This window comes from Rhodococcus sp. IEGM 1372 (assembly GCF_030056835.1).
Lineage (GTDB): Bacteria > Actinomycetota > Actinomycetes > Mycobacteriales > Mycobacteriaceae > Rhodococcoides.
Genome location: NZ_JASHKS010000027.1, coordinates 1 through 25,075, shown reverse-complemented (window position 1 = coordinate 25,075; position 25,075 = coordinate 1). Strand labels below are relative to the sequence as shown.

General features: G+C 64.8%; 26 protein-coding genes. 12 read left to right on the top strand and 14 right to left on the bottom strand.

Going from position 1 to position 25,075, the window contains the following annotated elements; translation table 11 throughout:
• The first annotated feature begins 67 nt into the window (after window positions 1-67).
• Together QM590_RS18910 and QM590_RS18905 are read left to right on the top strand one after the other, a co-directional pair.
• Window positions 68-2,593, top strand: a complete 2,526-nt coding sequence (locus QM590_RS18910; RefSeq protein ID WP_269595990.1) for a putative bifunctional diguanylate cyclase/phosphodiesterase — start codon at window positions 68-70, stop codon at window positions 2,591-2,593.
• A gap of 47 nt (window positions 2,594-2,640) precedes the next feature.
• Window positions 2,641-3,732, top strand: a complete 1,092-nt coding sequence (locus QM590_RS18905) for a spore photoproduct lyase family protein (protein ID WP_317813760.1) — start codon at window positions 2,641-2,643, stop codon at window positions 3,730-3,732.
• Window positions 3,733-3,784: 52 nt separating this feature from the next.
• Here QM590_RS18905 and QM590_RS18900 read toward each other — a convergent pair whose 3' ends face one another.
• The 3 genes from QM590_RS18900 to QM590_RS18890 form a co-directional block, all read right to left on the bottom strand.
• The gene (locus QM590_RS18900) at window positions 3,785-4,735 is read right to left on the bottom strand and encodes a manganese catalase family protein (protein WP_269595992.1); all 951 of its coding nucleotides are present in this window, start codon (window positions 4,733-4,735) and stop codon (window positions 3,785-3,787) included.
• A 110-nt stretch (window positions 4,736-4,845) separates the two neighbouring features.
• Entirely contained in the window at window positions 4,846-5,877 is a 1,032-nt protein-coding gene (locus QM590_RS18895; protein ID WP_269595993.1) for a DUF2087 domain-containing protein, read from the bottom strand.
• 61 nt (window positions 5,878-5,938) lie between these two features.
• Complete coding sequence (locus tag QM590_RS18890) at window positions 5,939-6,307, bottom strand: winged helix-turn-helix transcriptional regulator (RefSeq protein ID WP_269596010.1); 369 nt, start codon at window positions 6,305-6,307, stop codon at window positions 5,939-5,941.
• 81 nt (window positions 6,308-6,388) lie between these two features.
• On the opposite strand from QM590_RS18890, the gene QM590_RS18885 reads away from it, so the two are divergent.
• From QM590_RS18885 to QM590_RS18875, 3 genes are all read left to right on the top strand, one after another.
• Entirely contained in the window at window positions 6,389-6,799 is a 411-nt protein-coding gene (locus QM590_RS18885) for a RidA family protein (RefSeq protein WP_269595994.1), read from the top strand.
• A gap of 69 nt (window positions 6,800-6,868) precedes the next feature.
• The gene (locus QM590_RS18880; RefSeq protein ID WP_269595995.1) at window positions 6,869-7,426 is read left to right on the top strand and encodes a dihydrofolate reductase family protein; all 558 of its coding nucleotides are present in this window, start codon (window positions 6,869-6,871) and stop codon (window positions 7,424-7,426) included.
• Between the two features lie 40 nt (window positions 7,427-7,466).
• Window positions 7,467-8,705, top strand: coding sequence for an AGE family epimerase/isomerase (locus QM590_RS18875; RefSeq protein WP_269595996.1), 1,239 nt, complete (start codon window positions 7,467-7,469; stop codon window positions 8,703-8,705).
• Between the two features lie 30 nt (window positions 8,706-8,735).
• On the opposite strand, the gene QM590_RS18870 is transcribed toward QM590_RS18875, so the two are convergent.
• Window positions 8,736-9,047, bottom strand: coding sequence for a hypothetical protein (locus QM590_RS18870; RefSeq protein ID WP_269595997.1), 312 nt, complete (start codon window positions 9,045-9,047; stop codon window positions 8,736-8,738).
• An 83-nt stretch (window positions 9,048-9,130) separates the two neighbouring features.
• The gene (locus tag QM590_RS18865; RefSeq protein WP_068054245.1) at window positions 9,131-9,664 is read right to left on the bottom strand and encodes a CGNR zinc finger domain-containing protein; all 534 of its coding nucleotides are present in this window, start codon (window positions 9,662-9,664) and stop codon (window positions 9,131-9,133) included.
• Between the two features lie 39 nt (window positions 9,665-9,703).
• On the opposite strand from QM590_RS18865, the gene QM590_RS18860 reads away from it, so the two are divergent.
• A complete protein-coding gene (locus tag QM590_RS18860) occupies window positions 9,704-10,705 on the top strand; it encodes an EamA family transporter (protein WP_269595998.1) in 1,002 nt (333 codons plus the stop codon).
• Window positions 10,706-10,728: 23 nt separating this feature from the next.
• Here the strand turns inward: QM590_RS18860 and QM590_RS18855 are convergent, their stop codons facing one another.
• The gene (locus QM590_RS18855; RefSeq protein WP_149406408.1) at window positions 10,729-11,373 is read right to left on the bottom strand and encodes a TetR/AcrR family transcriptional regulator; all 645 of its coding nucleotides are present in this window, start codon (window positions 11,371-11,373) and stop codon (window positions 10,729-10,731) included.
• Window positions 11,374-11,446: 73 nt separating this feature from the next.
• Here QM590_RS18855 and QM590_RS18850 point away from each other — a divergent pair, with 73 nt between their 5' ends.
• From QM590_RS18850 to QM590_RS18840, 3 genes are read left to right on the top strand one after another with little or no spacing between them, the layout of a single operon-like run.
• A complete protein-coding gene (locus QM590_RS18850) occupies window positions 11,447-12,313 on the top strand; it encodes an SDR family oxidoreductase (RefSeq protein ID WP_094638655.1) in 867 nt (288 codons plus the stop codon).
• 26 nt (window positions 12,314-12,339) lie between these two features.
• A complete protein-coding gene (locus QM590_RS18845) occupies window positions 12,340-13,830 on the top strand; it encodes a flavin-containing monooxygenase (RefSeq protein WP_269595999.1) in 1,491 nt (496 codons plus the stop codon).
• A 39-nt stretch (window positions 13,831-13,869) separates the two neighbouring features.
• Window positions 13,870-14,529, top strand: coding sequence for an NADPH-dependent F420 reductase (locus QM590_RS18840; protein WP_269596000.1), 660 nt, complete (start codon window positions 13,870-13,872; stop codon window positions 14,527-14,529).
• A gap of 47 nt (window positions 14,530-14,576) precedes the next feature.
• Here QM590_RS18840 and QM590_RS18835 read toward each other — a convergent pair whose 3' ends face one another.
• From QM590_RS18835 to QM590_RS18815, 5 genes are all read right to left on the bottom strand, one after another.
• Complete coding sequence (locus QM590_RS18835) at window positions 14,577-14,858, bottom strand: protealysin inhibitor emfourin (RefSeq protein WP_269596001.1); 282 nt, start codon at window positions 14,856-14,858, stop codon at window positions 14,577-14,579.
• A 10-nt stretch (window positions 14,859-14,868) separates the two neighbouring features.
• The gene (locus QM590_RS18830; RefSeq protein WP_269596002.1) at window positions 14,869-15,957 is read right to left on the bottom strand and encodes a M4 family metallopeptidase; all 1,089 of its coding nucleotides are present in this window, start codon (window positions 15,955-15,957) and stop codon (window positions 14,869-14,871) included.
• A gap of 87 nt (window positions 15,958-16,044) precedes the next feature.
• Entirely contained in the window at window positions 16,045-16,794 is a 750-nt protein-coding gene (surE, locus tag QM590_RS18825; RefSeq protein ID WP_269596003.1) for a 5'/3'-nucleotidase SurE, read from the bottom strand.
• Window positions 16,791-17,744, bottom strand: coding sequence for a 1-phosphofructokinase family hexose kinase (locus QM590_RS18820; RefSeq protein WP_269596004.1), 954 nt, complete (start codon window positions 17,742-17,744; stop codon window positions 16,791-16,793). The genes surE and QM590_RS18820 overlap by 4 nt, the downstream gene beginning before the upstream one ends.
• A 55-nt stretch (window positions 17,745-17,799) precedes the next feature.
• Complete coding sequence (locus QM590_RS18815) at window positions 17,800-19,473, bottom strand: phospholipase D family protein (protein ID WP_269596005.1); 1,674 nt, start codon at window positions 19,471-19,473, stop codon at window positions 17,800-17,802.
• Between the two features lie 54 nt (window positions 19,474-19,527).
• Between QM590_RS18815 and QM590_RS18810 the strand changes: the two genes are divergently transcribed.
• Window positions 19,528-20,376: an aldo/keto reductase gene (locus QM590_RS18810; protein ID WP_068054275.1), complete on the top strand. Its 849-nt coding sequence runs from the start codon at window positions 19,528-19,530 to the stop codon at window positions 20,374-20,376.
• 74 nt (window positions 20,377-20,450) lie between these two features.
• Here the strand turns inward: QM590_RS18810 and QM590_RS18805 are convergent, their stop codons facing one another.
• Window positions 20,451-21,089, bottom strand: a complete 639-nt coding sequence (locus tag QM590_RS18805) for a 3-oxoacid CoA-transferase subunit B (protein ID WP_269596006.1) — start codon at window positions 21,087-21,089, stop codon at window positions 20,451-20,453.
• Window positions 21,086-21,847: a CoA transferase subunit A gene (locus QM590_RS18800; protein WP_068053500.1), complete on the bottom strand. Its 762-nt coding sequence runs from the start codon at window positions 21,845-21,847 to the stop codon at window positions 21,086-21,088. The genes QM590_RS18805 and QM590_RS18800 overlap by 4 nt, the downstream gene beginning before the upstream one ends.
• 143 nt (window positions 21,848-21,990) lie before the next feature.
• Between QM590_RS18800 and QM590_RS18795 the strand changes: the two genes are divergently transcribed.
• Window positions 21,991-22,764, top strand: a complete 774-nt coding sequence (locus QM590_RS18795) for an IclR family transcriptional regulator (protein WP_269596007.1) — start codon at window positions 21,991-21,993, stop codon at window positions 22,762-22,764.
• Here QM590_RS18795 and QM590_RS18790 read toward each other — a convergent pair.
• The gene (locus QM590_RS18790; protein ID WP_269596008.1) at window positions 22,761-23,033 is read right to left on the bottom strand and encodes a hypothetical protein; all 273 of its coding nucleotides are present in this window, start codon (window positions 23,031-23,033) and stop codon (window positions 22,761-22,763) included. The genes QM590_RS18795 and QM590_RS18790 overlap by 4 nt on opposite strands.
• Window positions 23,034-23,175: 142 nt before the next feature.
• On the opposite strand from QM590_RS18790, the gene QM590_RS18785 reads away from it, so the two are divergent.
• Window positions 23,176-25,075 (top strand): DUF222 domain-containing protein (locus QM590_RS18785; RefSeq protein ID WP_269596009.1); only part of this gene is annotated, 1,900 nt, incomplete at its 3' end.

Below are 25,075 nucleotides of genomic sequence, written 5' to 3'. Positions count from 1 at the left end.
TGCCCGTCGTCTGTGTCGAGTGGAACCAGAGCGCCTGTTGTCGGACTCGATTCGGTGAGCACGCACTGTGAGCGGCTGGGTGTGGGTGGTGGTCCTCAACGGGATCACCGCTGCCGCGTATCTGGGGATCGTGCTGTTCATCGTCCGTGGGCTGATGCGGACCGGACAGCTGCGCAACAACAGGTTGGCGGTGGCCACAGCGGCGATCTTCCTGACCTGCGCCGCGCATCATCTGGTGCACGCGGTGCACCTGTGGACAGGATTCGACGGCCACGCCTCGCATCTCGCTGCAGGCTCCGGCGGGGGGATGCTCGACGCGATGCGGGAGTCGATGGGCGGCCCCCTCGACGTCGCGGTGACGGCATCGACGGCACTTGCCGGTGTGATCTACCTGGGGATGCGTCGTTTCTACGGTCCGTTGCTCCGCTCTCCCGCGATGTTCGACGATGCGAGCGAGGCTCGATACCGGCAGTTGGCAGCCAACCTCCCACACACGTCCGTTCTGGTCGTGGACTGCGATCTACGATTCGTCCTCGTCGAGGGTGCCGGTCTGGTGGCCGAGGGCTATGCCCCGCGACGGATGGAGGGGCAGCTGCTCCGAGACACGGTGTCGCCGGAAGCCTTCGCGTTGCTCGAGCCGCATTACCTGGCGGCCGTGGCGGGTGAGGAGATTTCGTTCGATTCCGTCAGCCCCCGAACCGGCGCGATCTTTCAGGTCGAAGCGAGGCCGTTGCGCGATGATTCGGGCCGGATAGTCGGTGCCATGGTGCTCTCCGAGGACGTCTCCGCCGAGCGGGCGGCGCTGGCCGAACTCGAGCAGGCCCGGGCCTTTCGCGACGCGGTGTTGACTGCTTCACCGGACATCACGACCGTCACCGCCGTCGATACCGGCCGGGTGACGTGGGCTTCTCGCAGCCTGCGGTCGTTGCTGACCGGACCACCTTCGGATGGAGCGGTCGAGGACGGTCGGGTGCCGTGGCTCGGACTCGGTCGGTCCGACGACTCCACTGACGGCGAGGATCGATTGGACGGGGTGGTGGAACAAGATGTCGAGGTCGTCCGAGCGGCGGACCGAACCGCGGCGTCGCTTCCGGAGGGCGAGAGCGTCAGTATCCGGTATCGGGTACTCGCGGCCGACGGCTCGCTGCGGTGGTTGTCCCGACGCACCACGCCCTTTCGACGTGGGCCGTCGGGTGAGGTGTCGGAGGTCCTCTCGGTGGTGCGGGAAGTGACCGACGTCGTCGAGGCAGAACTCGCGCTCGAGCGAGCGGCCCTGCAGGATCCGCTGACCGGGCTGCCCAATCGGATGCTGCTGCTCGACCGTATCGGCTCGGCGATCGCACGCGGTGAGAGCACGGGAGCCGCTGCTGCGGTGCTGTTCTGCGATCTCGACGGATTCAAACGAGTGAACGACACCGGCGGGCATGCTGCCGGTGATGCGGTTCTCGTCGAGGTTGCGCGACGGTTGCGGTCGGTGCTGCGAGCCAACGATTCGATCGCCCGTGTCGGCGGTGACGAGTTCGTCCTCGTCGTCGATGCGTTGCCGGCCGAACGTGGAACCGACAAGCGTGCCGGTGCCGGGTTGGCGGAACGCGTCGCCGAGCGCATCCGAGCGGTTCTCGCCGCGCCGATCGTGTATCAGGGCAGCCAGTACGTGGTGTCGGCCAGCGTGGGCATGGTTTTGGTTCGCAAGGGTGCCAGCGCGCAGGAGGTACTGCGGGACGCGGATTCCGCGATGTACCGGGCCAAGCAACTCGGTAAGGACCGGATCGAATTGTTCGACGACGCGCTGCGCGCGAACGCCCTCGAGCGTGCTTACATCGAGCGGACCTTGCGGAGTGCCCTCGATCCCGAACACCGCGGAGCCGCGAGGCTGAACGTCGTCTATCAGCCGGTCTACGACCTGAACAGCAGAGCGCTCACGAGCTTCGAGGCACTCGCGCGCTTACGTGACGACGACGGCGCAGGAATTACGCCGGACCGATTCATCCCGGTGGCCGAGGACACGGGTCTGATCTCCGAGCTCGGCGAGCGTGTGCTCGATGACGCACTGGGCACTCTGGTGCGATGGCGCGCGGCGAACCCGCGCGATTCGGACTCGGGTGTCCCCGTCCAGATCGCCGTCAATCTCAGTGCCCGGCAGGCTCAACACGTGGATATGGCTGCTGTGGTGAGCGCGGCTCTGGGACGGCACCGAATGGCTCCGGCGGACCTGATTCTCGAACTCACCGAGTCGGTGCTTCTCGAGTCCGGCTCCTCGATGCTGCGTCAGCTCGGTGAACTGCGTGAGCTGGGTGTCGGCATCGCCATCGACGACTTCGGCACCGGATTCGCGAGTTTGCGGTACCTGGCCACACTGCCGGTGAGTGCAGTGAAGATCGATCGGTCGTTCACCGCCACGATGACCAGCGACGAGACGAGCAGCAGCATCGTGCGGGCGATCATCAACCTCGCCCGAGATCTGCATCTGGGGTGCGTGGTCGAAGGCATCGAAACCCCCGACCAGCTCGACGCCTTGCCGAGTTTCGTTCAAGGACAGGGCTATCTGTTGGGCAGGCCCGCCGAAGTACCGACGAACACCTGGGTCTCGTAACCCCGAAACGGGAAGGATCCACCGTGTGCGGGCGTTGACTCCAGGTAATGGACGACACCCTCTCTGCACCCACTCGACTCTGGACGCCGTCGCGCGTCCTGATCACGCGGTCTGCATCGGAGCTTCCCCACACTGCGGAGATAGTTCGCCGGTGCGAAGCGGCCGGCGTGACCGAGATCGACGTGCTGCCCGGTGACCGCCTGACGGGTCTACGGGGCGAGACCGAGCGAGAGACCTACGCGCGAGCCAAGACGACGATGGCCGTGGTGGTCGCACCACCGAGTGTGCTGAAACCACAACCGATTCCGCCGAGCGCCGACTGGCGTATCGACCTGGCGAAGGGATGCCCTGCTCACTGTCAGTACTGCTATCTGGCGGGATCGTTGTCCGGGCCGCCCATCACCCGGGTGTTCGCCAACCTCGACGACGTCCTGGCGGGGATCGGTACCCATGCAGGCCGCGGCACGATCACCTCCGGTACCGAGGAACGTGGGCACGAAGGAACCACTTTCGAGTTGTCCTGCTATACGGATCCGTTGGGTATCGAGCATGTGACCGGATCCCTCGCCGAGGCCGTTCGTCGAGTGGGCGCGGGGGATTACGGCGATGACGTGTCGTTGCGCTTCACGACCAAGTTCGACGACGTCACCGAGTTGGTGGCGTTGGACCACCGACGCCGTACCCGAGTTCGTTTGTCGGTCAATGCCGATGACATCGCGCATCGATTCGAGGGCGGAACTGCGCGGATGCCTGCTCGAATCGAGGCGCTACGGCAGCTTGCGCTGGCCGGATATCGAGTGGGGCTCACCATCGCTCCGATCATGCCCATCCCGGGGTGGCGAGAGCAGTACGGCCGACTTCTCTCGAATGTCGCCGAGGCGTTGGGTGACGTTCCCGATCTGGACCTGACCGCCGAGATCATCACCCACCGATTCACTCCGTCCAGCAAGGACGTGCTGTTGAGCTGGTACCCGGGGACGAAGCTGGAGATGGACGAAAGTGCCCGCACAGCAAAGAGAAACAAGTTCGGTGGCGTGAAGTACGTCTACCCGAAGGACACCATGTCGGAAATGCGCACGTGGTTCGTGGAAGAACTCGAATCAGTCCTACCCGAAGCGCAGCTGCTGTACTGGACCTGACGAAGCCCGACCTCCGTCGTGCGATGGAGGCCGGGTTACGAAAGCGTCGGAGTTACTTCATCTTTCCGAACGTGGCGTCGATATCGGCCATCTCCATCTCGGCCGTCTGCTGAATGAGCTCCATGAGGTCGGTGTCCAGTCCGGGCGCGAACTCCTCGAGACGTTCGGGTGAGATCTCCATCGGAGCGCCGGCGGGGGCCTGCTCACTGGCATCGAGGTCGGTGCCGTCCTTGGACGGCGACATGCCCTGGTAGATGCGTCCGGCCTCGGACGCCCCGGTCAGGTCGAAGCTGTACTGCTTGCTCTGCAGACCGAGTTCGACCAATTTCTGGACCTCCGGGAACTTCTCGGCATTGGTCTTCGGAATCGGCAGCGTCTTCTTCCAATCGACGCCGAGGGTTTCGAGGGCCTTCGCGTATCCGTTCTCGTGCGCCTGGTCGCGCACGATCAGGTACGAAATGGTCGATCGCGCAGCCTTGTTGGCGGTCATCTCGTACATCCGGCACTTCTGCAGGCGGCCGGTCGACTCGAGCATCAGGTTGTACATCAGGTCGAGAACCAGATTGCCGGAGTTGTAGACGTAGCTACCGCTCCACGGGTTGCCGACGGAGTCGACCGGAAGCGCGCCCTGCGCGCCGACGAGGTAGTGGTGGATATTGCCCTGTGACAGAGCGAGATTCAATGGGGTCGCCCCACCCGCACCGGGCGTGTCCAGTGAGTCTTCCAGCTTGCCCTGGTACTGCGGCGAGCCGTCGAGCAAGCGTGAGATGGTGGTGCCGATGAGCTCGACGTGACTGATCTCCTCGGTGCCGATTCCCTGGATCAGATCGCGATACGGCTTGGCTGCAGCCCCGCGAAAGTTCATGGCCTGGAACAGATATTGCATCATCGTGCGCATCTCGCCGAACTGTCCCCCGAGGCCCTCCTGGAGGGCGTTCGCGGCGGCCGGGTCGGGCTCGTCGGTGGCGATGTCGTGTATGAGTGACTGAACGTGCAGGTACATGGAAACCTCCGAATGGCGACCAGCAAAGTTTGCTGCCCTCACCCAGTGGTTGCCCGCAACGCCGTCGTCCGAATCCTGGGCCCCCTCCGCATGGCCGTGGACCAGGCGATCTAGTCGTTGCTCTGCGCCCGGTACATCGAACCTGCGCTGTTTCGCTCGAGGAATCCGGCGTCGACGAGCTCGCGTCGCAATGTCGCGTAGTCGTCGTCGAAGAAGCTGCACAATTCGTTGACCTGACGCTCCGAGGACCATCCCGTCGTACTCAACTGGCGGGCGATCGCCCTCAAAAATTCGCCTCGGTCCCGGCTGTGCCGAGGCATGTCGGTCGGTGGGGGCGTCGTGCGCGGGAGATTCCGAAAACTCTTCAGCGTGTTCTCGTCCACAACGAGTCGATCGCCCACCCGGGTCACCACCGACAGGGTCAGCAGGCGTGCGATCGCCTTGTGTGTCGCACGGACCGACAGTGACGTATGGGATTGCAGCGCAGCCACTGTCGAGACTCCACTGCCGATCGCGAAGAGGACCGCCCGAAGATCCGAATCCGCGAGAGCATGAAGCACGCCGGTCGCGTGGTCCAGCAGCGGGGCATCGTCGTGCACGCCGATGGACTCGAACCGCAACGGAACCCCGGTGGCGGACACCATCTCGTCGGTGAAGTCGACCTCGCGAACGGGCTCCGATCGCTTCCTCAGAAGGCCGATTCCCGGAAGCGTCAGGGTCTCGATGTCGTCGGCACCGAAACGCAGAATGGCATTCCACAGAGGATTCGACCCAGCCGGAGAGAACGAGTTCTGCACGGCCAGAACCCCTCCCTCCGCCACGTGTGGCCACAGAGCCCGCAGGATCCGTGCGTTCGTCACCAGAGATTCACCGTTGATCCACACGAGGTCGACCGGGCCGATCTCCTCCAGCGAGCGCGGTGGCAGGTCGAACAAGGACTCGGTGACCGACTCGCTCGGACCGGCGACGAAGTTCCAGAGTTGGGGCGAGACTTCGGGTGCCACCGATTCGAGAGCCCTCGACAAGGTGATTCCGGCACTGCTGTCACCCACGGTGACCACTTTCTTCGGTTGCAGCATCGCAACCAGGCCGGACAGCAACGCGTCAGCGCGCCCGGTGGAGTGCTGTGAATTGCTCGCCATGGGTGTACCTCTCCTCCGAGATCTCGGAACATTCGGGCAGCACGCTGCTGCGGTGAGCGGATCAGAGAGCGTCGAATCGATCTCGTGCGCTGTCGATTTCGTACATGTGAGCGGCCGCCCAGGCCAACAGCACGTCGACGGGTGCCCGAAGAGTTTTGCCCAGTTGCGTCATTCGATACTCCACCGCCACCGGGCGAGTGCTGAGAACAGTGCGTTCGATGATGCCGTTGCGTTCGAGTTTTCTCAGCGTTGCGGTGAGGGATTTCTGAGTCACCGCCGGAATTGCACGGCGCAGATCGTTGAATCGGCAGGGGCGCTCGCACAGTTCGTTGAGCACCTGAAGCGACCATTTGTCCAGCACCTGATCCAACAGTTCACGGTGAGGGACGCTGATCGTCAGTTCTGTGGCGCCATCGGCGGTATCGGTCATGAAACCAGGTTCCCTTGAAGTGTCCTTTGTGTACCAAGTATCAATGCTATACCGCGATTCGGTCACCACGAAAGGAACTTCATGAGCGTCACTCGGTTCACCCCGTCCGGCATGATGCAACCCACCCCGTATCACCACGTAGCAGTGGGCCAGGGGTCTCGACATATCCATGTCAGCGGTCAGATCGCGCGCAACGAGGACGGGTCGGCGATCGCCGAGAACGACCTCGCCGGGCAGGTGGCGCAGGCGCTGCGCAACACCGCGATCGGATTGGCCGGTGCAGGAGCAACATTCGACGACGTCCTGCGGCTGACGTTCTATGTCACGCACTGGGCTCCGGAGCGCATCGGTGAGTTCATGGACGGCGTCACCCGCGTCGCCGAGGAGATCGGACTACCTACTCCGATGCCACCCGCGTCGTTGATCGGTGTGGACTACCTGTTCGAGCCCGACGTTCTCGTCGAGGTGGAGGCCACTGCGATCCTGGACTGACCTGCTTACCGGTGAATTCCGGGGACCGTCGAAGTCATACTTTCGAATCCACCCGACCCCAGGAGCGACATGGCCATACTGACCTACAACATGCATGTTTCCCTCGACGGCTACATCGAAGACTCGGCGGGCAGTCTCGACTTCTCGGTGCCCGACGCGGAGTCACATCGATTCTCCAATCGGCAGACCGAAGCGACCGCTGCGTTTCTGTTCGGACGCCGACTGTACGAGGCCATGGAGGACTTCTGGACAGATCCGGAACGCCTCGACGGCGACGAAGTAGAGGCGGAGTTCGCCGAGCTGTACAAGGCCACTCCCCGGATCGTCTTCTCCGACACTCTCGAGTCCGTTGCCGACGGCTGCCGTCTGGTGCGCAGCGCAGACGCGATCGCCGAGGTGGAGCGGCTCAAGCGGGAGACCGAGGGAACGCTGGCGGTGGGAGGAGCAGCCTTGGCAGCCTCGCTGGTCGACCTGATCGATCAGTTCGAGGTCATCCTTCTGCCGACGATCCTGGGCAGTGGCAAGCCTTACTTTCCGGTGGGTCATCACCTCGACCTCGTTCTCGCCGAACAGAAGCTCTTCCCGGTGTCAGGATGGATGTACCTGCGCTACAGCGTCTCTCGCTGACCGGCGTCGGATGGTTTCTCGTCGGGCGCACAATGAACACATGGACACCGGAGATGGTCGCAGCTGGCTGACGCTGCCCTCGCATCAGTTGTGGCTCGACATCGAATCATCGAGGCTTCTCGATTTCGGAACCACACTCGACCACCCGGCCGGTGGTTCGGCGTGGTTGGACGGCCGAGGGAACCCCGACCTCGATCATCCGGCCCATACGTACATCACCGCGCGGATGGCGCATGTGCACTTCCTCGCCTCGATGCTGGGACGGCCGGGGTCTCGGAGGAAAGCCGATCGGGTGTTCGAGGGATTGCTGACGACGTTGCGAGACAGCACGAACGGCGGTTGGTTCGAGTCCAGTGCCGACGCAACCTCGCCCGATGCCGTGAAATCGGCCTACACGCATGCCTTCGTGGTACTTGCCGCGTCGGCTGCCACCGCAGTGGGGCACCCCCACGGCCTAGAGCTTCTCGACGAGGCACTCGATACCGTCGAACGTCGTTTCTGGGACGATCACCACGGGATGTGTTCGGACACATGGACTGCGGACTGGTCCGTGCTCGACGACTACCGCGGCATCAACGCCAACATGCACATGGTCGAGGCACTGCTGGCCGCTGCAGATGCCGGCGCACCGCAGATCTGGCGCGAGCGGGCACTGCGAATCTGCGACAACGTATGTCGCTGGGCCGAAGCGAACGACTGGCGTGTTCCGGAGCATTTCACCGCCGAGTGGATCCCGCAGCTCGAGTACAACAGTGACGACACCGCCAACCAGTTCAAGCCCTACGGAGCCACAGTCGGTCATGGATTCGAGTGGGCACGGCTTCTCGTGCAGGCGAGTCTCGTGGCCGCCAGCCCCCGCGGCCATGATTACGTTGCCGCCGCCGCATCGCTCTATCACCGTGCGGCACAGGACGGGTGGCAGCCAGGTCCGACGCCCGGGTTCGTCTACACGACGGACTGGACCGGGCGACCGGTGGTTGCCGAGCGCTTGCACTGGGTGCTGTGCGAAGCGATCGCCGCAGCCGCAACACTGGGCCGTCGCACCGGAGAAGATCGGTACGCCAAGGACTATCGCGAATGGTGGGACGTCGCCGCGGACGCTTTCGTCGACTGCATCGACGGCTCCTGGCATCACGAACTCGACAGCCGAAACGTCCCGGCTGCGACGGTGTGGAGTGGCAAGCCTGACTTGTATCACGCTGTTCAAGCGACGTGGATCAGCCGATATCGGATCAACTCGAGCATGATGGCGACGCTGAGAGGACCGGATACCCGCTGAATACAGTCGTGATGAATCGCACCGATCGCGCTACTCGCGGTGAGGGGTTCGCTCACCCGTGTTCGGGTCGACGTCGAACAGCTGGTCGGTGTTGTCCGGGGCGTACACGACGGTGTTCGTTTCGAGGGCTCGTCGTCGAGCGCCGTCGCGAATCGCGAGGAATCCGGCACCGAACAACACGATCACGGAGATTCCGGCGACGATCGCCCAACCCTCGAATCCGCCCGCCAATGCGGCGATCAGACCGCCTGCGGCGGCGATACCGGCGAAGATCAGGATGACGGCCAGCATGTTCTCTACAGCTCTGGCCCAGCTCGTTTTGGTAGGCCTTTTCTCGACCATAGGGGTAATTCCTTTCGATCAGCTCGGAGCGGGGGATACCCGAAAGCCGACCGATTAAGCCCCGCACTGCCCAGTGGCCGTCGTCACTGAGCCTTGCGCGCGCGGTACGCGGCAACGGCCGCTCGGTTCCCGCAGGTAGTGCTGCAGAACCGGCGGGATCGGTTGCGCGAGAGGTCGAGGACCAGCCCGTTGCAGTCCGGATCCGCGCAGACGTCGAAGCGCGAGAGCTCGTCCGCTCGGATGACGTCGATCATGGACATCGCGGTCTCGACGACGATGCGGGTCGCGAGCGGACTGTCATCGGCGACGGCATGGATGTGCCAGTCGAGATCTCCGTGGCGAACCAGTCGGGGCAGGGCCGAGGATTCGGCGAGCAGACGGTTCACCTCGACCACGGCGTCGTCTCGGCTGCTGGTGAGCAGCGCGCGCAGGGTCGGGCGCAGTGCTCTCACCGCCTCGAGCTCGGCGTCGTCGCCATCGAAGCGGCCGGAGTAGCCCTGTTCGGTGAAGAACTCGGCGAGCTGCTCTCGGGTGGTCAGCGTGTCCGGCTCCTCGGCGGAATTGATCAACGCCACGGCCGCCAACAGTGACAGTTCCGCGTCATGAGCAAAAAGCATGTTGACACCTTACCAAGTCGGTCCCTACTGTCACATGTCATGACGGCTTACACTCATGACGCGAATGCGGATCTCGCGGCCACCCACGATGCTGCCGCGCGGTCGCGTCGACTCTCGGGACTCGGCTTCGCGCTGCTCTCCGCGGCGTCCTTCGGGCTTTCCGGCTCACTCGCCACCGGGCTACTCGACGCAGGCTGGACGGCCGGGGCCGCGGTGACCGCGCGAATTCTGCTCGCCGCAGCCGTCCTGCTGATTCCGTCGATCCTCGCGTTGCGCGGGCGGTGGAACCTGCTGGCGAAGAACTGGAAGCTGCTCCTCGCCTACGGTGCCTTCGCGGTCGCAGGGTGCCAGCTCGCCTTCTTCAACGCCGTCGGACGCATGGAGGTGGGTGTCGCGCTGCTGATCGAGTTCACCTCGCCCGTGGCCGTCATCGGGTGGATGTGGTTCCGGCACCAGCAGCGTCCCGGTCGCCTGACCGTGGTGGGGGCACTGCTGGCCGCGATGGGTCTGGTGCTCGTGCTCGATCTGATCTCCGGTGCCGACGTGGACTCGGTCGGCGTGCTGTGGGCGCTGGGCTCGATGGTCGGTGCGGCCGTGTACTGGGTGCTGTCGGCGGACGAGAGCAACGCCCTCCCGCCGATCGTGCTCGCCGGAGCCGGTCTGTTGACGGGTGGGCTCATCCTGCTGGTCGCCGGGCTCATTGGGATCGTCCCGTTCGCTGCTCCGCTTGCCGACGTCACCTTCGTCGATGCGATCGTTCCGTGGTGGGTTCCGATCATCGGCCTCGGCGTCGTGACCGCCGCGCTGGCCTACGTTCTCGGGATCGCGGCGGGCCGACGTCTCGGGTCTCGGTTGGCGTCGTTCATGGGTCTGATGGAGGTCGTTGCGGCACTGGTGTTCGCGTGGCTGCTGCTCGGGCAGGCACCGGCACCGGTCCAATTGGCCGGTGGCGCACTGGTTCTGCTCGGCGTGGTCGTCGTCAAATCAGGAGAACGCGCCACGGCTCACGAGCCGGTGGAGCCGTTGCAGAGCAGGCCGTGAGCCTGTAGGTCCTACATCGCAGCTCAGCTGTCGACGCGTCCGAACACCACGGCGGCGAGAATGGTGTGGGCGCTGGCGATCACCGAGTCCAGTGGTTCGCGTTCGGGAGAGAGCAGCCATTGTTGGGCGATGGTGAGGACCGCGCCCACCAGGCCCATCGCCAGTGTTCGACGGTTGGGCCCGGCGAGCCCGCGGCTGGATCCGGCGGCCTCGGCCACCTGTAGCACCGTCTCGGAGAACGAGGTCGTCGTCTTGCGGTAGAGCGCGTCGACGGTGGGCGAGACTCCGAGAATCTCGACGAAGGCGATGCGCGCGGATGCAGGATTCTCGGCGACGAACGTGAAGAAGCCGGTGAGAGCTCCCCGGAGAACCTGTTCGGTGGAGTCGGCCTCGGCCTGCGCACCGGCCAGGATGTTCTCGCGCATGGCGTCGGTCGCTCGGCCGTATGCGGCCATGAGCAAGTCCTCGCTGTTGGAGAAGGACTCGTAGAAGTAGCGCTTGGTCAGGCCGGCCTCGCTGCACACCTTCTCCACGGTTGCCGTCCGGTAGCCGGTGGTGCCGAAGACCTTCACGGCGGCGTCGAGCAGGCGAATTCGCCGCTCCTGCTGCCGCTGCTGCGGGTCGGCGCCTCGGTAGGTACGGCCGGGTTCGCTGTGATGGGTAGTCACAGACAGATCTTGACACCGCTCGGTATCAGATGCAAAGTGTTCGCAGACAAGCATTCCGATCGAGGGGGAGCAGATGGCGGCGTCGACGCTGCGGAACAAGGTCGTTCTGATCACCGGAGCGGCACGGGGAATCGGTGCCGCAACGGCGCGTGCGCTGGCGGGCCGAGGTGCCCAGCTGGTTCTCGTCGACGTCGACGAGGCACCGCTCCTGGAACTCGCAACCCAGCTGAAAGCAGCGGCATTCGTTGCAGACGTGCGGAATCTCGACGACATGCAGCGCGCCGTCGACGGGGGAATCGAGGCGTACGGCGGCATCGATCTGGTGCTGGCGAACGCAGGCATCGCCAGCTACGGATCGATCATGCAGGTCGATCCGGCCACGTTCCAACGCGTCATGGACATCAACGTGATGGGCGTGTTCAACACCGTCCGCGCGGCCTTGCCGTCGCTCATCGAGCGCAACGGCTACGTCCTCGTCGTCTCCTCGCTCGCGGCGTTCACCCCGTGCCCCGGCCTGGCCGCGTACAACGCCAGTAAGGCTGCAGCAGAACACTTTGCCAATGCCCTCCGGCTCGAGGTCAACTATCGAGGTGTCGATGTCGGCTCCGCGCACATGGCATGGATCGACACTCCGATGGTGCAGGACGCCAAGTCCGATCTCACCGCATTCCAGGATCTGCTCGCGGTGCTGCCCGGCCCGCTGGGTAAGACGATGACCGTCGAGCAGTGCGTCGACGCGTTCGTCGACGGCCTGGCCAAGCGCAAGCGGCGCGTCTACGTGCCGCGGTGGGTGGGCGCAGCGTCGTGGTTCAAGGCCGTCATCACCTCGCGGGTCGGTGATCGCAGCATGCTCGAGCACGTGCCGACGATCCTGCCGAAGATGGACGAAGAAGTAGCCCGCCTCGGCAGGTCCGAGAGCGCTCGCAACAAGACCAGCTGACACCGGACATCGAAGGAATCGCTGACATGACTGCCGTACTGCCCTCTCCCGAGGTCGACGTTCTCATCATCGGTGCCGGCCTGTCCGGGATCGGGGCCGCGCGCCACCTCGGGCACAATCTGCCCGGTAAGACCTACGCCATCCTCGAAAGTCGCGGCGCGATCGGAGGAACATGGGATCTGTTCCGCTACCCCGGGATTCGCTCCGACTCCGACATGTACACCCTCGGATACAGCTTCAAGCCGTGGATGGGTGAGAAATCCATCGCCGACGGCACCGACATCCGCAACTACATCGTCGAAACCGCGCAGGAAGCGGGCGTCGACAAGCACATTCGGTTCCATCACAAGGTCGTCGCGCTCGAGTGGTCGTCCGAACAGCAGTTCTGGACGGTGACCGCGCACCGTAGCGACACGGACGAGACAGTCACGATCACCGCGTCGTTCGTGTTCTCCTGCAGTGGCTACTACAACTACGACAAGGGATTCACCCCCGAGTTCGCCGGGCAGGAGAATTTCGGCGGCCAGGTGATCCACCCGCAGCACTGGCCCGAGGATCTGGACTACTCCGGCAAGAAGATCGTCGTGATCGGTAGCGGTGCAACGGCAATCACGTTGGCACCCAACCTGGCTCGCGACGCCGAGCACGTCACGCTGCTGCAGCGCTCGCCCAGCTACGTTCTCTCGCTTCCGTCGCAGGATCCGATTGCGCAGACGCTACGCAAGCGCCTGCCGAAGAAGTTGGCGTACAGCGTCACTCGGCTCAAGAACGTGTCGATGGCCATGTTGATCTACACGCTGAGTCAGAAGTACCCGGAGTTCATGAAGAAGCGGATCCGGACGATGCAGGAGGGGTGGTTGCCGAAGGGATACGACCTCGACACCCACTTCACCCCGTCCTACAACCCGTGGGATCAGCGCCTGTGCCTGGTGCCCGACAACGATCTGTTCCGTTCGATTCGCAAGGACGAAGTCTCGATCGTCACCGATCACATCGACACGTTCACCGAGACCGGCCTGAAGCTGAAGTCGGGCCAGCACCTCGACGCCGATATCGTCGTCACCGCAACGGGATTGAATCTCTCCGCTCTCGGCGGTGCGCAGTTCCGTGTCGACGGCAAGGACGTCGACCTGCCCAGCACCATGGCCTACAAGGGCATGATGCTCACCGGTATCCCCAACTTCGCCTTCGTCGTCGGTTACACCAACGCCTCGTGGACGCTCAAGGCCGACATGGTCTCGAACTACGTGATGCGACTGCTGGCGCACATGGACGAGAAGGGCTACAGCACAGTCGAGCTCGAACGTGACCCGTCGATCGACGAGGAACCGTTCCTCGACTTCGCGGCGGGATACGTGCTGCGGGCGGTGGACAACTTCCCGAGACAGGGCAGCGAGACCCCTTGGAAGCTGCGCATGAACTACTTCCGCGACCTGCCGGTGCTGCGCTACGGCAAGGTGGTGGACAAGGCCATGAAGTTCGGTCGTCCCCGGTCCAAGGTCTCCGTCGGATCCTGACGGGAATTGTTCGGGGTCGGGCGTGCGTTGGTTCCGAGTATGAAAATTGGAATCATCGGAAGCGGATTCATCGGCGGTACTCTCGTTCGTCGCCTGACGGCACTCGGTCACGAGGTTCGGTTCTCCAACTCACGTGACCCGGAGACCCTGGCAGACCTGGCGGCGGACACCGGGGCGACGGCAGTGTGGGCAGCCGACGCGGCTCAGGACGCAGACCTGGTGATTCTGAGCATTCCGCAGAAGAACGTGCCGGATTTGGCACCGGGAATTGCCGGTGCCCGTAAGCCCGGGGCACCGATCATCGAGACCAACAACTACTACCCGCAGCAGCGGGACGGGTTGATCGAGGAGATCGAGGGTGGGACACCCGAAAGTGTGTGGGTGTCTCAGCAACTCGGCGAGCCGGTGATCAAGGCGTTCAACGGAATCTACTGGAAGCACCTGTTGGAAAAGGGTGTGCCCAGCGGTACCAGCGGTCGTATCGCACTGCCGATCGCAGGCGACGACGAGGACTCCAAGAAGCTCGTGTTCTCGGTGATCGACGAGCTCGGATTCGACCCCGTCGACGGCGGAACCCTCGCCCAGTCGTGGCGTCAGCAGCCGGGAACGCCCTCGTACGGCAAGGACTTCGGAGTCGACGCCCTCGTCGAGGCGCTGGGGCAGGCGACGAACGAACGCAGTGCGGAGTGGAAGGCCTGAGCTCGATTCCTCTTGCTACCTGACGCGACAGCTACCTGACGCGGCAGCTACTTGACGCGGCCCTCGCGGAGTGTGCGCTCCGCGAGGTCGCGTAGCGGCCCGGTCAGGTTCGAATCGCCGACGCGGCACGAGTGCTCACCGACCGACACGTTCCAGACGAACGTGTCGCGGGCATTCGAGTCGGCCGAGTCGGTGGCCTGCTGATCGGCAATGTACGGCTGCGCAGCCTCGACCAACGACTGCCATTCCGGCTCGTCGGTCTCGATTACTCCGCGCTTGGACATACCGGCGACACCGCCGGTTCGCAGTACCTCGATGCGCAGGCTCATCTACCCTCGATCACACCCGATCGTCACTCGGCTTCGGTATGGACTCGATCCCCGTTGTCTGAACTCCCACGGTAGACCACCCGGTCGCCACAGCCTCGGCAACGTCGGAACCGGCTCCGTACCGCTTGTTCGCCGAGGTGAGCGTGGCAGCCGCGAAGCCGGCGAAATCGACCATAGGAGAAAGTCCGCCGACCGTCATCGTGTCGAACCACACCTGCCCGACGCGATCCCAGGCCGGACCGCCCAAAGTGGTGGCGGCGACGGCGAATGCGCGGTTGGGGATACCCGAATTGATGTGCACACCGCCCTCGTCCTCGGTGGTGACGACAAAATCGTCCATGCTGGCCGGCTGCGGATCCTTACCCAGCACGTCGTCGTCGTACGCGGTGCCGGGCTTGAGCAGAGAACGCAACGCTTTCCCCTGAACGGCCGGAAGGAACAGCCCTTCGCCGATCAGCCAGGACGCGTCCTCGGCGTTCTGCCCGGCGGTGTACTGCTCGACCAGTGCGCCGAACACGTCGGAGATCGACTCGTTCAGCGCGCCGGCCTGGTCCTTGTATTCGAGCGGGGTGGTGTACTGCGTGAACCCGTGCGCGAGTTCGTGTGCGATGACGCCGAGCGAGACGGTGAACCGAGCGAACACCTCGCCGTCACCGTCGCCGAACACCATGCGCGAGCCGTCCCAGAACGCGTTGTCGTAGTCCTGCCCGTAGTGCACCGTCGCGTCGAGGGGCAGGCCGCTGCCGTCGAGACTCGAATAGCCGTAGACCTCGTCGAAGAATGCGTACGTGGCCCCGAGTCCGTCGTACGCCTCGTCTGTCGCGGCGTCGCCGGTGGCTTCCTCGCCCTCGGCACGCACCTGCTGGCCGGGGAGATCCCGCGTGGACTTCGCGTCGGAGATGGTGCGTTCGAGCGTGCCGCCGGTGCGCGGAGCGATGGCGGTGCGCGCCTGCACCACCTCGCGTCCGGCACGCATTTCACGATCGGCGAGCAGGGTGGCGCGAGCGCCCGCACCCTGGAGCCTTTCGAGCAGGAACGGTGGAACAACCCCGTGGAAGTGCTGGCTGCGCGATGATCCGGAATCGAGAACTGACGTCATACTCGGTGACCCCCTAGGTCCGTGGCATGTGCGGTGATGGTTTCAGTGTGCCCGAGGGCACCGACACAGTCGGTCTCGTCGGTGAGATCACGCGCCCATCGTGGACAGGTCGACGCCGTCCACCTCGCTCGGCGGACGCAGCGCAGTGACGGTCGCCCAGTGTCGGGCCAGCAGGGAGGCGTCGGAATCGTCGTCCTCGGCTCGGATCTCGTCGAAGCGAACGGTGACGAAATCCTCCCCGCGATCGCCTATTTCAGCCTGTACCGCACCGTAGCGGGCGAGCGATGCCGGCACGATCCCCGCCAGATCCGCCAGCGGAACGTCCGGGATGTTGACGTTGACGACGGCGTCGGACGGGCCGTGCGACACCATCCACGTCACCGCGAGGTGTGCGACGTGCTCGGCGGTGTCCCAGTGAGCAGGCTCGGTGGCGATCGACGACAGGGCCATGGCAGGAACTCCATGGGTCAGCGCAGTCAATGCGGCCCCGACGGTGCCCGAATGCAGCACGGCTGCACCGGTATTGGGGCCGTGGTTGATGCCCGAGAGCACCAGGTCCGGCGCGTCGCCGAAGGCTCCTCGGGTGGCGACGAACGCGATCAGAGCAGGCGACGCCTGCACCGCGTACGCAGGAACATCGGGCAGGCCGTCGAGCTCAACCTCTGCGACGCCCAGATGATCGTCGACGCCCATGCCGGTCAACGATGCGCTGGCCCCGCTGCGCTCCTCGTGGGGCGCGGCCACGACGACGTCGAGACCGGCAGCGACAGCCACGCGCGCGAGCAGGGCGATGCCCGCGCTGTGCACGCCGTCGTCGTTGGTGATCAGGGCTCTCATTTCTTGCCTGCCTTCTTGTACGGACGAACCTCCACCGATTCGGTGAGGCCGAGAACCAGGTCGCGTCGCCCGCTGCCGAGGCCGCGTCGGGTGACGTTGGCCGTGCCCGCGCCGCCGCCGAGACGCAACGCCTCCGGGACCGACAATCCCTGAGCGAGCCCTGCGGCGATGCCTGCACTCATCGAATCGCCTGCTCCGTGGTGATCGACCATGCGTAGACCCGGCGTGACAATTTCGAGCACGTCGCCGTCCACCAGCGCCAGGGCTGGATCTCCGGCCCGCGAGACCACGACGATCTCCGCGCCGTCGTCGTGCATCTGCCGCATCGAGTCGATGAGGTGCGCCGGGTCCTCGGACTCGGCCCGGCCGTCTGCGATGAGGTCCTCGTGGCTGACCTTGAGCACCGTGAGGCCGCCGGCGAGCGCAGCGATCATGGTCGGCCCGGATAGGTCGGCCACCACCGTCTTGCCCAGGGCGGTGAGGTCCGCGCACAGCCGCTCGTACACCTCGGGCGGGACGATGTCCTCTTCGTGCGGTCCGCCGAGGATGGCGACGTCGCTGCGGGCACCGGCTGCGAGTGCCGCGCTGAACAGGTCGTCGAGCGCATGCCTGGCCAGGGGCGGCGGGTCGACCGTGGCCAGAATTTCACGCTCACCGCTGCGGCGATCGTGCACGTACGAGCCGCTCTCCTGGCCGATGTCGACCGAGACGACAGAGATGCCCTCCCGCTCGACGATGTCGCGCAGAATGCCCCCGATCTCGCCGCCGAACACTCCCGTCAGTGTGACGTCGAGACCGAGCACCGTGGCCATCCGGGCGATCCAGTGGCCCTGACCACCCGCGTGCACGTGCAGTTCGGTGTTGCCGTTGGGAGCTTTGTCGAGAGTCACCGTCAACAGCGGAGACGGAGCGAAGACCAGTGCGCTGAGGGATTCAGAGGAGGGAGGCATCGGATCCGAATGCCCGGTATGTCAGGTCCGAAACGGCTGATGCTCGGGGAGAGCCTCAGAAACGACGACGCAGACGCATTCCGATCGGGCGGCCGTCGGGGTCCACGAACAGGCGATAGGCGAATGCGGCGAGTCGCTGCTGCCACACCGGTGGCACGGAAATTTCGTGTCGGCGAAGCCTGCCGGCAGGGCGCGGGCCCGAGGACGGGTTGCGGTGCCACTCGTCGAGCGCGGTCGCACTCGCCGAAATGGCGTCGAAGAACTGCTGCGGATCCACCAGATCGGCGTCGTCGCCATCGGCCCGGCCGAGGTGTTCGCGAATCAGTTCCAGGCGCAGGTTGCGGGCGTGGGTTCGGGCACCGTCGCCCAACCCGGCGGGGTCGAGAGGTTCGCGGTCGTCGCGTTCTTCGTCGACGATCGCCGCCGTCAGCTCCGAATCATGAGTCCAGGACCGACGATTGAAGTTGTCCGAGCCCACCGCGGTCCACACGTCGTCGATGATGCAGACTTTCGAATGCACGTATACCGGTATGCCGCGGTCGTTTTCGATGTCGAGAACCAACACGCGATCACCTCCGGCGGCGCGGATGACCTCCAGTGCAGCCGAGTGTCCCAGCAGCGCAGAGGGAATGGTGAGTGCACTGTCGTCGTCGAGGTGCTTGGGAACCACCACCACCAACCGCAGGTTCGGCTTACGGCGCAGTGCCGCGGCGAAGACGCGCGCGACATCCACCGACCACAGGTACTGGTCTTCGATGTAGATCAGCTCGGTTGCCCGGTTGAGTGCCTTGGCGTACGCCCGTGCCGCGCTGCGCTCGCCTTTGGTGGCGAACGGGTAGGCGGGGCGTCGACGCGGGTAGGTGCGCAACAACTGCACCGAGCACGTGCCCTGCGTTTCCGGCGGCGCAGCCGCAGGCGGCAGTTCCGACGGCTCCCGAGTCACTCCGCGCAGCATGTCGGGGATGGCGTGCCAGGGGAGGCGGGACAGGGCTGCGGGATCCTCCCAGCGCTCGCGGAAGACGTCCTCGACGTCCCGCACCGCGGGTCCCTCCAACTGGACCTGCACGTCGTGCCAGGCCGGGATCTCGCCGTACTCGGGAGGGAAGGGACGGGAGACCGGATCGCCGAAATGATCGGCGTCGTCGCGTCGAGCACGGGCCAGGTCGATGCCGCCCACGAACGCGACGTCGGGCAGATCTTTCCTGCCGTACCGCACGACCACGAACTTCTGGTGGTGGCTTCCGGTCACCAGCACGCGCTGGTCGAGGATCACCTCGCCGCCTGCCTCTTCGAGCTTCATGGCGAGCTTGCGATTCTTCGGGCCGGTGAATCCGAGCGTCTCCATGTGCGAGCGCCACACCATGCCCTTCACGACGCCACCGCGGTGCGCGACGCCCGTGAGCGCGTCCTCGACGGTCACGCCGTCGTCGGTGAGCAGCTGTTCCGGATCTCCGCGCCAATCGGTGAACAGCACCAGGTCGTCGCGCTCGGTGCGGTCGAGGGCTCGGGCGAGTGCGGCGAAATAGGTCTTGCCGTGCACCAAGTTCTCGACGCGGTTGCCCTCGGTCCAGGCGGTGATTCGGGTGTCGTCGTTGCCGCGCTCGACGGCAGTGAGGAACCACGGGTGCGCCGGATCGAAGTGTCGCTCCGGTGCGATGAGGGCGGAGGTGGATCTGCCGAGGCTCTCGGCGACACCGTCGACGACGCGCCGGATGCGCTGCACTATCACGGTGGCATCATTTCATCCGGTTTGAAGCGCGGGGAGGGCGGGCACCCGAGCGATATGACTCAGGTACCCAACGTCACGCTCAGAAACGGCAAGCAGATCCCGCAGCTCGGCTTCGGCGTGTTCCAGATCGATCCCGAGAAGACAGCCCAGGCCGTCGAGACGGCCCTCGAGATCGGCTACCGCCACATCGACACCGCCGAGATGTACGGCAACGAGAAGCAGGTCGGCGAAGGTATTCGGAACTCGGGTATCGACCGCGACTCGGTGTTCGTCACCAGCAAACTCAACAACGGCTTCCACAAGCCCGACGACGCGCGCAAGGCGTTCGACAAGACGCTCAGTGACCTCGGCACCGACCACGTGGATCTCTTCCTCATCCACTGGCCGCTGCCCACCCGCTACGACGGCGACTTCGTCTCCACCTGGAAGACGCTGGAGGAGTTCGCCGCAGACGGCCGTGCACGCAGCATCGGCGTCTCCAACTTTCAGCCCGCCCACCTCGATCGCCTGGCGGAGGAGACCGAGACGGTCCCCGCGGTGAACCAGATCGAGGTGCACCCGTACTTCGTCAACAACGACGTCTGGGCATACGGGCGCGAGCATGCGATCCCCACCGAGGCGTGGTCTCCGATCGCCCAGGGCAATGTTCTCGACGACGCGGAATTGAAGCGAATCGCCGACGCGGCAGGCAAATCCGTCGCACAGGTGGTGCTCCGCTGGCACATCCAGCGCGGAAACATCATCTTCCCGAAGTCGGTCACGCCGGAGCGAGTGAAGGCCAACTTCGACATCTTCGACTTCGAGCTCAGCTCGGCCGATGTGGACGCCATCACGGCTCTGGACAAGGGTGAGCAGGGTCGTACCGGACCGAATCCGGACACCTTCGACATGATCCCCGACTGATCACGTAACCCTGTGGGCTCGAACATCTTCGGATGTTCGAGCCCACAGTCGTTCGATCAGTGCATCAGGGCCGATCAGTGCTTCAGGGCCGATCCTGTTGCCGCGGTGACCTGCTCGGTGGTCACGCCCGGTGCGAGTTCCACCAGTTCGAGGGTGCCGTCGCCGACGACGTCGATGACAGCGAGGTTGGTGATGATGCGATCGACGACGCCTTGGCCGGTCAGTGGAAGGGTGCAGGCGTCGAGGATTTTCGGGTTACCGTCGCGGTCGGTGTGTTCCATGACGACGATGACGCGTCGGGCGCCGTGCACGAGGTCCATCGCGCCGCCCATACCTTTGACCATCTTGCCGGGCACCATCCAGTTGGCGAGGTCGCCGGTGCGCGAGACCTGCATGCCGCCGAGTACGGCGGTGTCGATGTGGCCGCCGCGGATCATGCCGAAGCTCAGTGACGAATCGAAGTATGCGGCACCGGGATTCACGGTGACGGTCTCTTTGCCTGCGTTGATGAGGTTGGCGTCGACTTTATCCTCGGTGGGGTAGGGTCCGGTGCCGAGGATGCCGTTCTCCGAGTGCAGGGTGACCTTGACCGCGTCGGTCAGGTACCCCGGGATCAAGGTCGGTAGTCCGATGCCGAGGTTGACGTATTCGCCGTCGACCATCTCCGCTGCGGCGCGTTCGGCAATCTGATCGCGGGTCCATCCTGTGCTCATGCTCGAACTCCTGAACTGACGGTGCGCTTTTCGATGCGCCTGTCCTGTGGGCCGGTGTGTACGACGCGTTGGACGAACACGCCGGGAAGGTGTACGTGGGCCGGGTCGATTTCGCCCGGTTCCACGAGGTTCTCGACCTGGGCGATGGTGATCTTTCCTGCCATCGCGGCGAGTGGGTTGAAGTTCATCGCAGTCTTGTCGAACACGAGATTGCCTGCCGTGTCGCCGATTTCGGCGTGCACGAGTGCGAAGTCGGCGTTGATCGACTCTTCGAGTACGTACCGTTTGTCGCCGAACACTCGGGTCTCTTTGGGTGGGGAGGCGATCGAGACGGAGCCGTCGGGGTCGTAGCGCCAGGGCATTCCGCCGTCGGCGATGGGGCTGCCGACGCCTGCGGGGGTGAAGAATGCGGGGATTCCGGTGCCGCCGGCGCGGAGTCGTTCGGCGAGTGTTCCCTGTGGGGTCAGTTCCACTTCGAGTTCGCCGGCGAGGTACTGCCGGGCGAACTCTTTGTTCTCGCCGACGTAGGAGGCGGTGACGCGGCGGATTCGTCCGGCGGCCAGTAGGATTCCGAGTCCGTAGCCGTCGACGCCGCAGTTGTTGGAGAATACTTCGAGTTCGGTGGCGTCGGTGTTGGCGATGGCCTCGATGAGTGCGTCGGGGATGCCGCACAGTCCGAAGCCGCCGACCGCGAGGGTCGCTCCTCGGCCGATGTCCGCAACCGCGTCGGCGGCGGACGCGTAGGTCTTTCCAGTCACTTGCAGCTCCTGATGTGTTCGTTGAGCAAACGTTCTAGTCAGTGAACCTGAGCTGTGTATTTCGGTGAAGCGAATGCTGGAATCTGCTCGTTCGGTGAACGGATGTGGACCAGGCGTCCGGTGAGTGGACGTACGATGGCCGGGTGACGACACCGGATGCCAACGCAAGTGTGATCGACAAGATCTGTTCGTTGCTGCGCGCAGCGGGGAGCGAGGAGCCGTCGGGTGCCTCGACCACCGCGCTCGCGCGGGCAACCGGTATCGCGCGACCGACCGCACATCGCCTACTGGCGTCGCTGGCCGACCAAGGATTCGTCGACCGCGACGCTACCGGCAACTGGTCACTGGGCCCGGAGATCTATCTGCTCGGATCGATGGCGGCATTGCGGTACGACATCACCGACCAGGCTCGAAAGATAGTGCAGGCGTTGGCCACCGAGAGTGGAGAGAGCGCGTTCCTCTCGGCCCGGCGCGGGGCGGAGACCGTGTGCCTGCTTCGGGTGGAAGGGAGCTTTCCGTTGCGCTCGCACGTGTTGTACGAGGGCATTCGGCTACCGCTCGGGGTGGCGTCCGCCGGTTTGGCCATTCTTGCGCACCTGCCCGATCGGGAGGTCGACGAGTACCTCGGCGACGTCGACCTGGTGCCGGAGTGGGGCGAGACTCATTCCGCCACAGCGATTCGGCACCGCGTCGGCCACACTCGGACAACAGGTTTCGCCGTCAATCCAGGGTTGCTCGTGGAAGGCAGCTGGGGTCTCGGTGCTGCTGTGTTCGACCGCGCCGGAGGTCCTGCGTGGGCACTGAGCCTGACGGGCGTCGAGACGCGATTCCGTGACGACCGACGCCGGGAATTGGGCAAGATGCTGCTCGACGCGGCACACCGACTCACCCTGCAACTGGGGGAGCGTCCCGCTTAGCTATCTAGTTCCTCCAGAATGTCCGCGGCGTCTTGGCTGCCTGCGGCGGCCAATCTCTGCAACTCGGCGCGGTCGCCACGTTCACCGGCGAGCTCGACGAGGATGTCGACGGCATCGCTGCTGCCTGTGCCGGCGAGAGAGCGGAGTTCGTCGAGGTCGTTTCGAGAGCCTGCGAGTTCGACCAACTGGTCGATGGCGTCCTGATCCCCGCCGGCCGCACGCCGGCGTAATTCGATCGGTTCCGAAGACGTGGAATCGGGCTCGCTCATGGAGTGGAGTGTAGAACGATGTCGACGAACAGCGGCAGGTCAGCTGGTGCTTTTTCGGCTCGAGCGTTCTTGTCGGTGGGTCGGGTTACTGTTCTTCTTGTTCGAACAGGCGTTCTTGTTTCGGCTCACCGGGGGGTGAAAAATGGGTGCAGTACCGACCGTGTCACTGGAGGCGTTGACCGCTGCCGCGCGTGAGGAAAATCGACAGGCCGCCCGCAAGATCACCGCCTGCTATCGCGTGCACTGCGACTGGATCACCCGCGACACCAAGCACAAGCACTACAGCCGATACGGGCGCACCGAAATGTCAGTGGCGTTGGGCTGCTCGGCGACCGTCGCCGAAGCGTATGTCTCCGTCGGGGTTGCCCTGCATACCCGGATGCCTCTGGTGAAGACCGCGTTCGAGGCAGGTGAGATAGACCTTCCCCGAGTGCGGACGGTATGCCGGATCCTCGACAACCTCTCCGACGACATCGTCACCCGCGTCGAAGCCGAGGTCGTCGAAGCGGCGCGAAGGTCGTCCCCCGGTCCGCTCGAACAGGCGATCTGGGACATCCTGCTACGCGTCGCACCCGAGGAAGCCGCCGCGTTGCGGGAGTTCGCGAAGAAGTTCCGCACCGTCACCTACAGTCCCGCCGGAGAACTCGCCCGCATCCGAGCCGAACTGACCGCCCCCGAGGCCGCCGCCGCATGGCAACTCCTCGAAGAAATGGCCGACACCCTCTGCCCGAAAGACCCGCGCGGGAAGAAAGAACGACTGTGCGATGCATTCATGGCCCGCATGCACGGCGAACCCCGACTGGCATGCCTGTGCCAACGCGAGGATTGCCCGAAGAAAGACGCAGCGTTGCCGGATCGGCGGGTGCCGCTCACGATGATCACCGTCGACATCGCCACCCTCATCGGGTTGTTGGCGAACCCCGCCTACCTCGCCGGGCATGGATCCATCGACCCCGACCTCGCACGAGAGTTGGCACGCAACAGTCACTGGCAGATCCTGCTCACCGAAGCAGTGACCCTCGCCGAGAAACTCGGCCTCGCTGTGCAGAACCCAGAGACCGGGGAATGGGAACGAACACCGAAAAATCACAAGCAGGAGTCGGACTCAGGGTCGGATCCGGCGAACGACCCGGACACGAAATCTGAGACGAACGCTGCTCCGGCAACAGACGCTACCGAGACTCGCAGCTGGACCGGTAGCGACTCGAAAACGGTGACCGAATCCGAATCATGCATTAGTACAGGCACTTCCGCCGACGCCGACACCGACACCGACGCGGCGACCGCCACCGCAGCCACCGACACTGACACGGCGACCGCCACCGACACCGACACGGCAACCGCCGCCGACGCCGACACGGCGACCGCCACCGCAGCCACCGACACTGACACGGCCACCGCCACCGCAGCCACCGAATCATCCACGGCACCATCTCCCGACTCCGCACCCTCGCCGACCAGCGCGACGACCTTGGCCACTGCGCCGGCACCGGCGACAGCAGCGGACTCTGCCGCCGGCACAGGAACGGATCCGGGCCGTGGCTCCGATCCAGCACCACCGCCGCATGCAACATCGGCCCGAGGTCCGGTCGGCACATCGAGTTCGACACCCGAACCGACCGGCGAATCACCTCGAACATCGGACGCAGCACAAGCACCTGTGCCGGAGCCGGACCCTGACCCGATGCCGGAGCCCAGCAGTGCATCCGATCGAACCGAAACCCGCACTGCTCCAGATGAACCCGAGGAACGCAGGACAGTCGCACCGGCACCTGGACCAACACCGACAACAAACCTCGCGCGAGGAACAGCTCGCACGCCGGAACCGGGGACAACGACATCACCGGCTCCGATAGAGGGGCAGGCAGGGGACACCCCTGCCCATCCAGCGGCAGACACAGCTCCACCCGACCTCGGCGGAGGAGAAGACAGACCACGACGGACCCAATCGTTGACGTCCGCCGCAGCCCTGTTCTGCACCCACACACCCGTCGGCCGGGGCACACGGCACAGCTCTGCCCTCGACCTGGACGACATCAGAC

Coding starts and splice junctions, on each gene's coding strand:
- QM590_RS18840 (WP_269596000.1), top strand. CDS start 13,870: ATGAAAATTGGAATCATCGGAAGCGGATTCATCGGCGGTACTCTCGTT.
- QM590_RS18885 (WP_269595994.1), top strand. CDS start 6,389: ATGAGCGTCACTCGGTTCACCCCGTCCGGCATGATGCAACCCACCCCG.
- QM590_RS18860 (WP_269595998.1), top strand. CDS start 9,704: ATGACGGCTTACACTCATGACGCGAATGCGGATCTCGCGGCCACCCAC.
- QM590_RS18830 (WP_269596002.1), bottom strand. CDS start 15,957: ATGACGTCAGTTCTCGATTCCGGATCATCGCGCAGCCAGCACTTCCAC.
- QM590_RS18905 (WP_317813760.1), top strand. CDS start 2,641: ATGGACGACACCCTCTCTGCACCCACTCGACTCTGGACGCCGTCGCGC.
- surE (WP_269596003.1), bottom strand. CDS start 16,794: ATGAGAGCCCTGATCACCAACGACGACGGCGTGCACAGCGCGGGCATC.
- QM590_RS18875 (WP_269595996.1), top strand. CDS start 7,467: ATGGACACCGGAGATGGTCGCAGCTGGCTGACGCTGCCCTCGCATCAG.
- QM590_RS18865 (WP_068054245.1), bottom strand. CDS start 9,664: ATGCTTTTTGCTCATGACGCGGAACTGTCACTGTTGGCGGCCGTGGCG.
- QM590_RS18890 (WP_269596010.1), bottom strand. CDS start 6,307: ATGACCGATACCGCCGATGGCGCCACAGAACTGACGATCAGCGTCCCT.
- QM590_RS18845 (WP_269595999.1), top strand. CDS start 12,340: ATGACTGCCGTACTGCCCTCTCCCGAGGTCGACGTTCTCATCATCGGT.
- QM590_RS18895 (WP_269595993.1), bottom strand. CDS start 5,877: ATGGCGAGCAATTCACAGCACTCCACCGGGCGCGCTGACGCGTTGCTG.
- QM590_RS18820 (WP_269596004.1), bottom strand. CDS start 17,744: ATGCCTCCCTCCTCTGAATCCCTCAGCGCACTGGTCTTCGCTCCGTCT.
- QM590_RS18870 (WP_269595997.1), bottom strand. CDS start 9,047: ATGGTCGAGAAAAGGCCTACCAAAACGAGCTGGGCCAGAGCTGTAGAG.
- QM590_RS18900 (WP_269595992.1), bottom strand. CDS start 4,735: ATGTACCTGCACGTTCAGTCACTCATACACGACATCGCCACCGACGAG.
- QM590_RS18805 (WP_269596006.1), bottom strand. CDS start 21,089: ATGAGCACAGGATGGACCCGCGATCAGATTGCCGAACGCGCCGCAGCG.
- QM590_RS18835 (WP_269596001.1), bottom strand. CDS start 14,858: ATGAGCCTGCGCATCGAGGTACTGCGAACCGGCGGTGTCGCCGGTATG.
- QM590_RS18850 (WP_094638655.1), top strand. CDS start 11,447: ATGGCGGCGTCGACGCTGCGGAACAAGGTCGTTCTGATCACCGGAGCG.
- QM590_RS18810 (WP_068054275.1), top strand. CDS start 19,528: ATGACTCAGGTACCCAACGTCACGCTCAGAAACGGCAAGCAGATCCCG.
- QM590_RS18880 (WP_269595995.1), top strand. CDS start 6,869: ATGGCCATACTGACCTACAACATGCATGTTTCCCTCGACGGCTACATC.
- QM590_RS18790 (WP_269596008.1), bottom strand. CDS start 23,033: ATGAGCGAGCCCGATTCCACGTCTTCGGAACCGATCGAATTACGCCGG.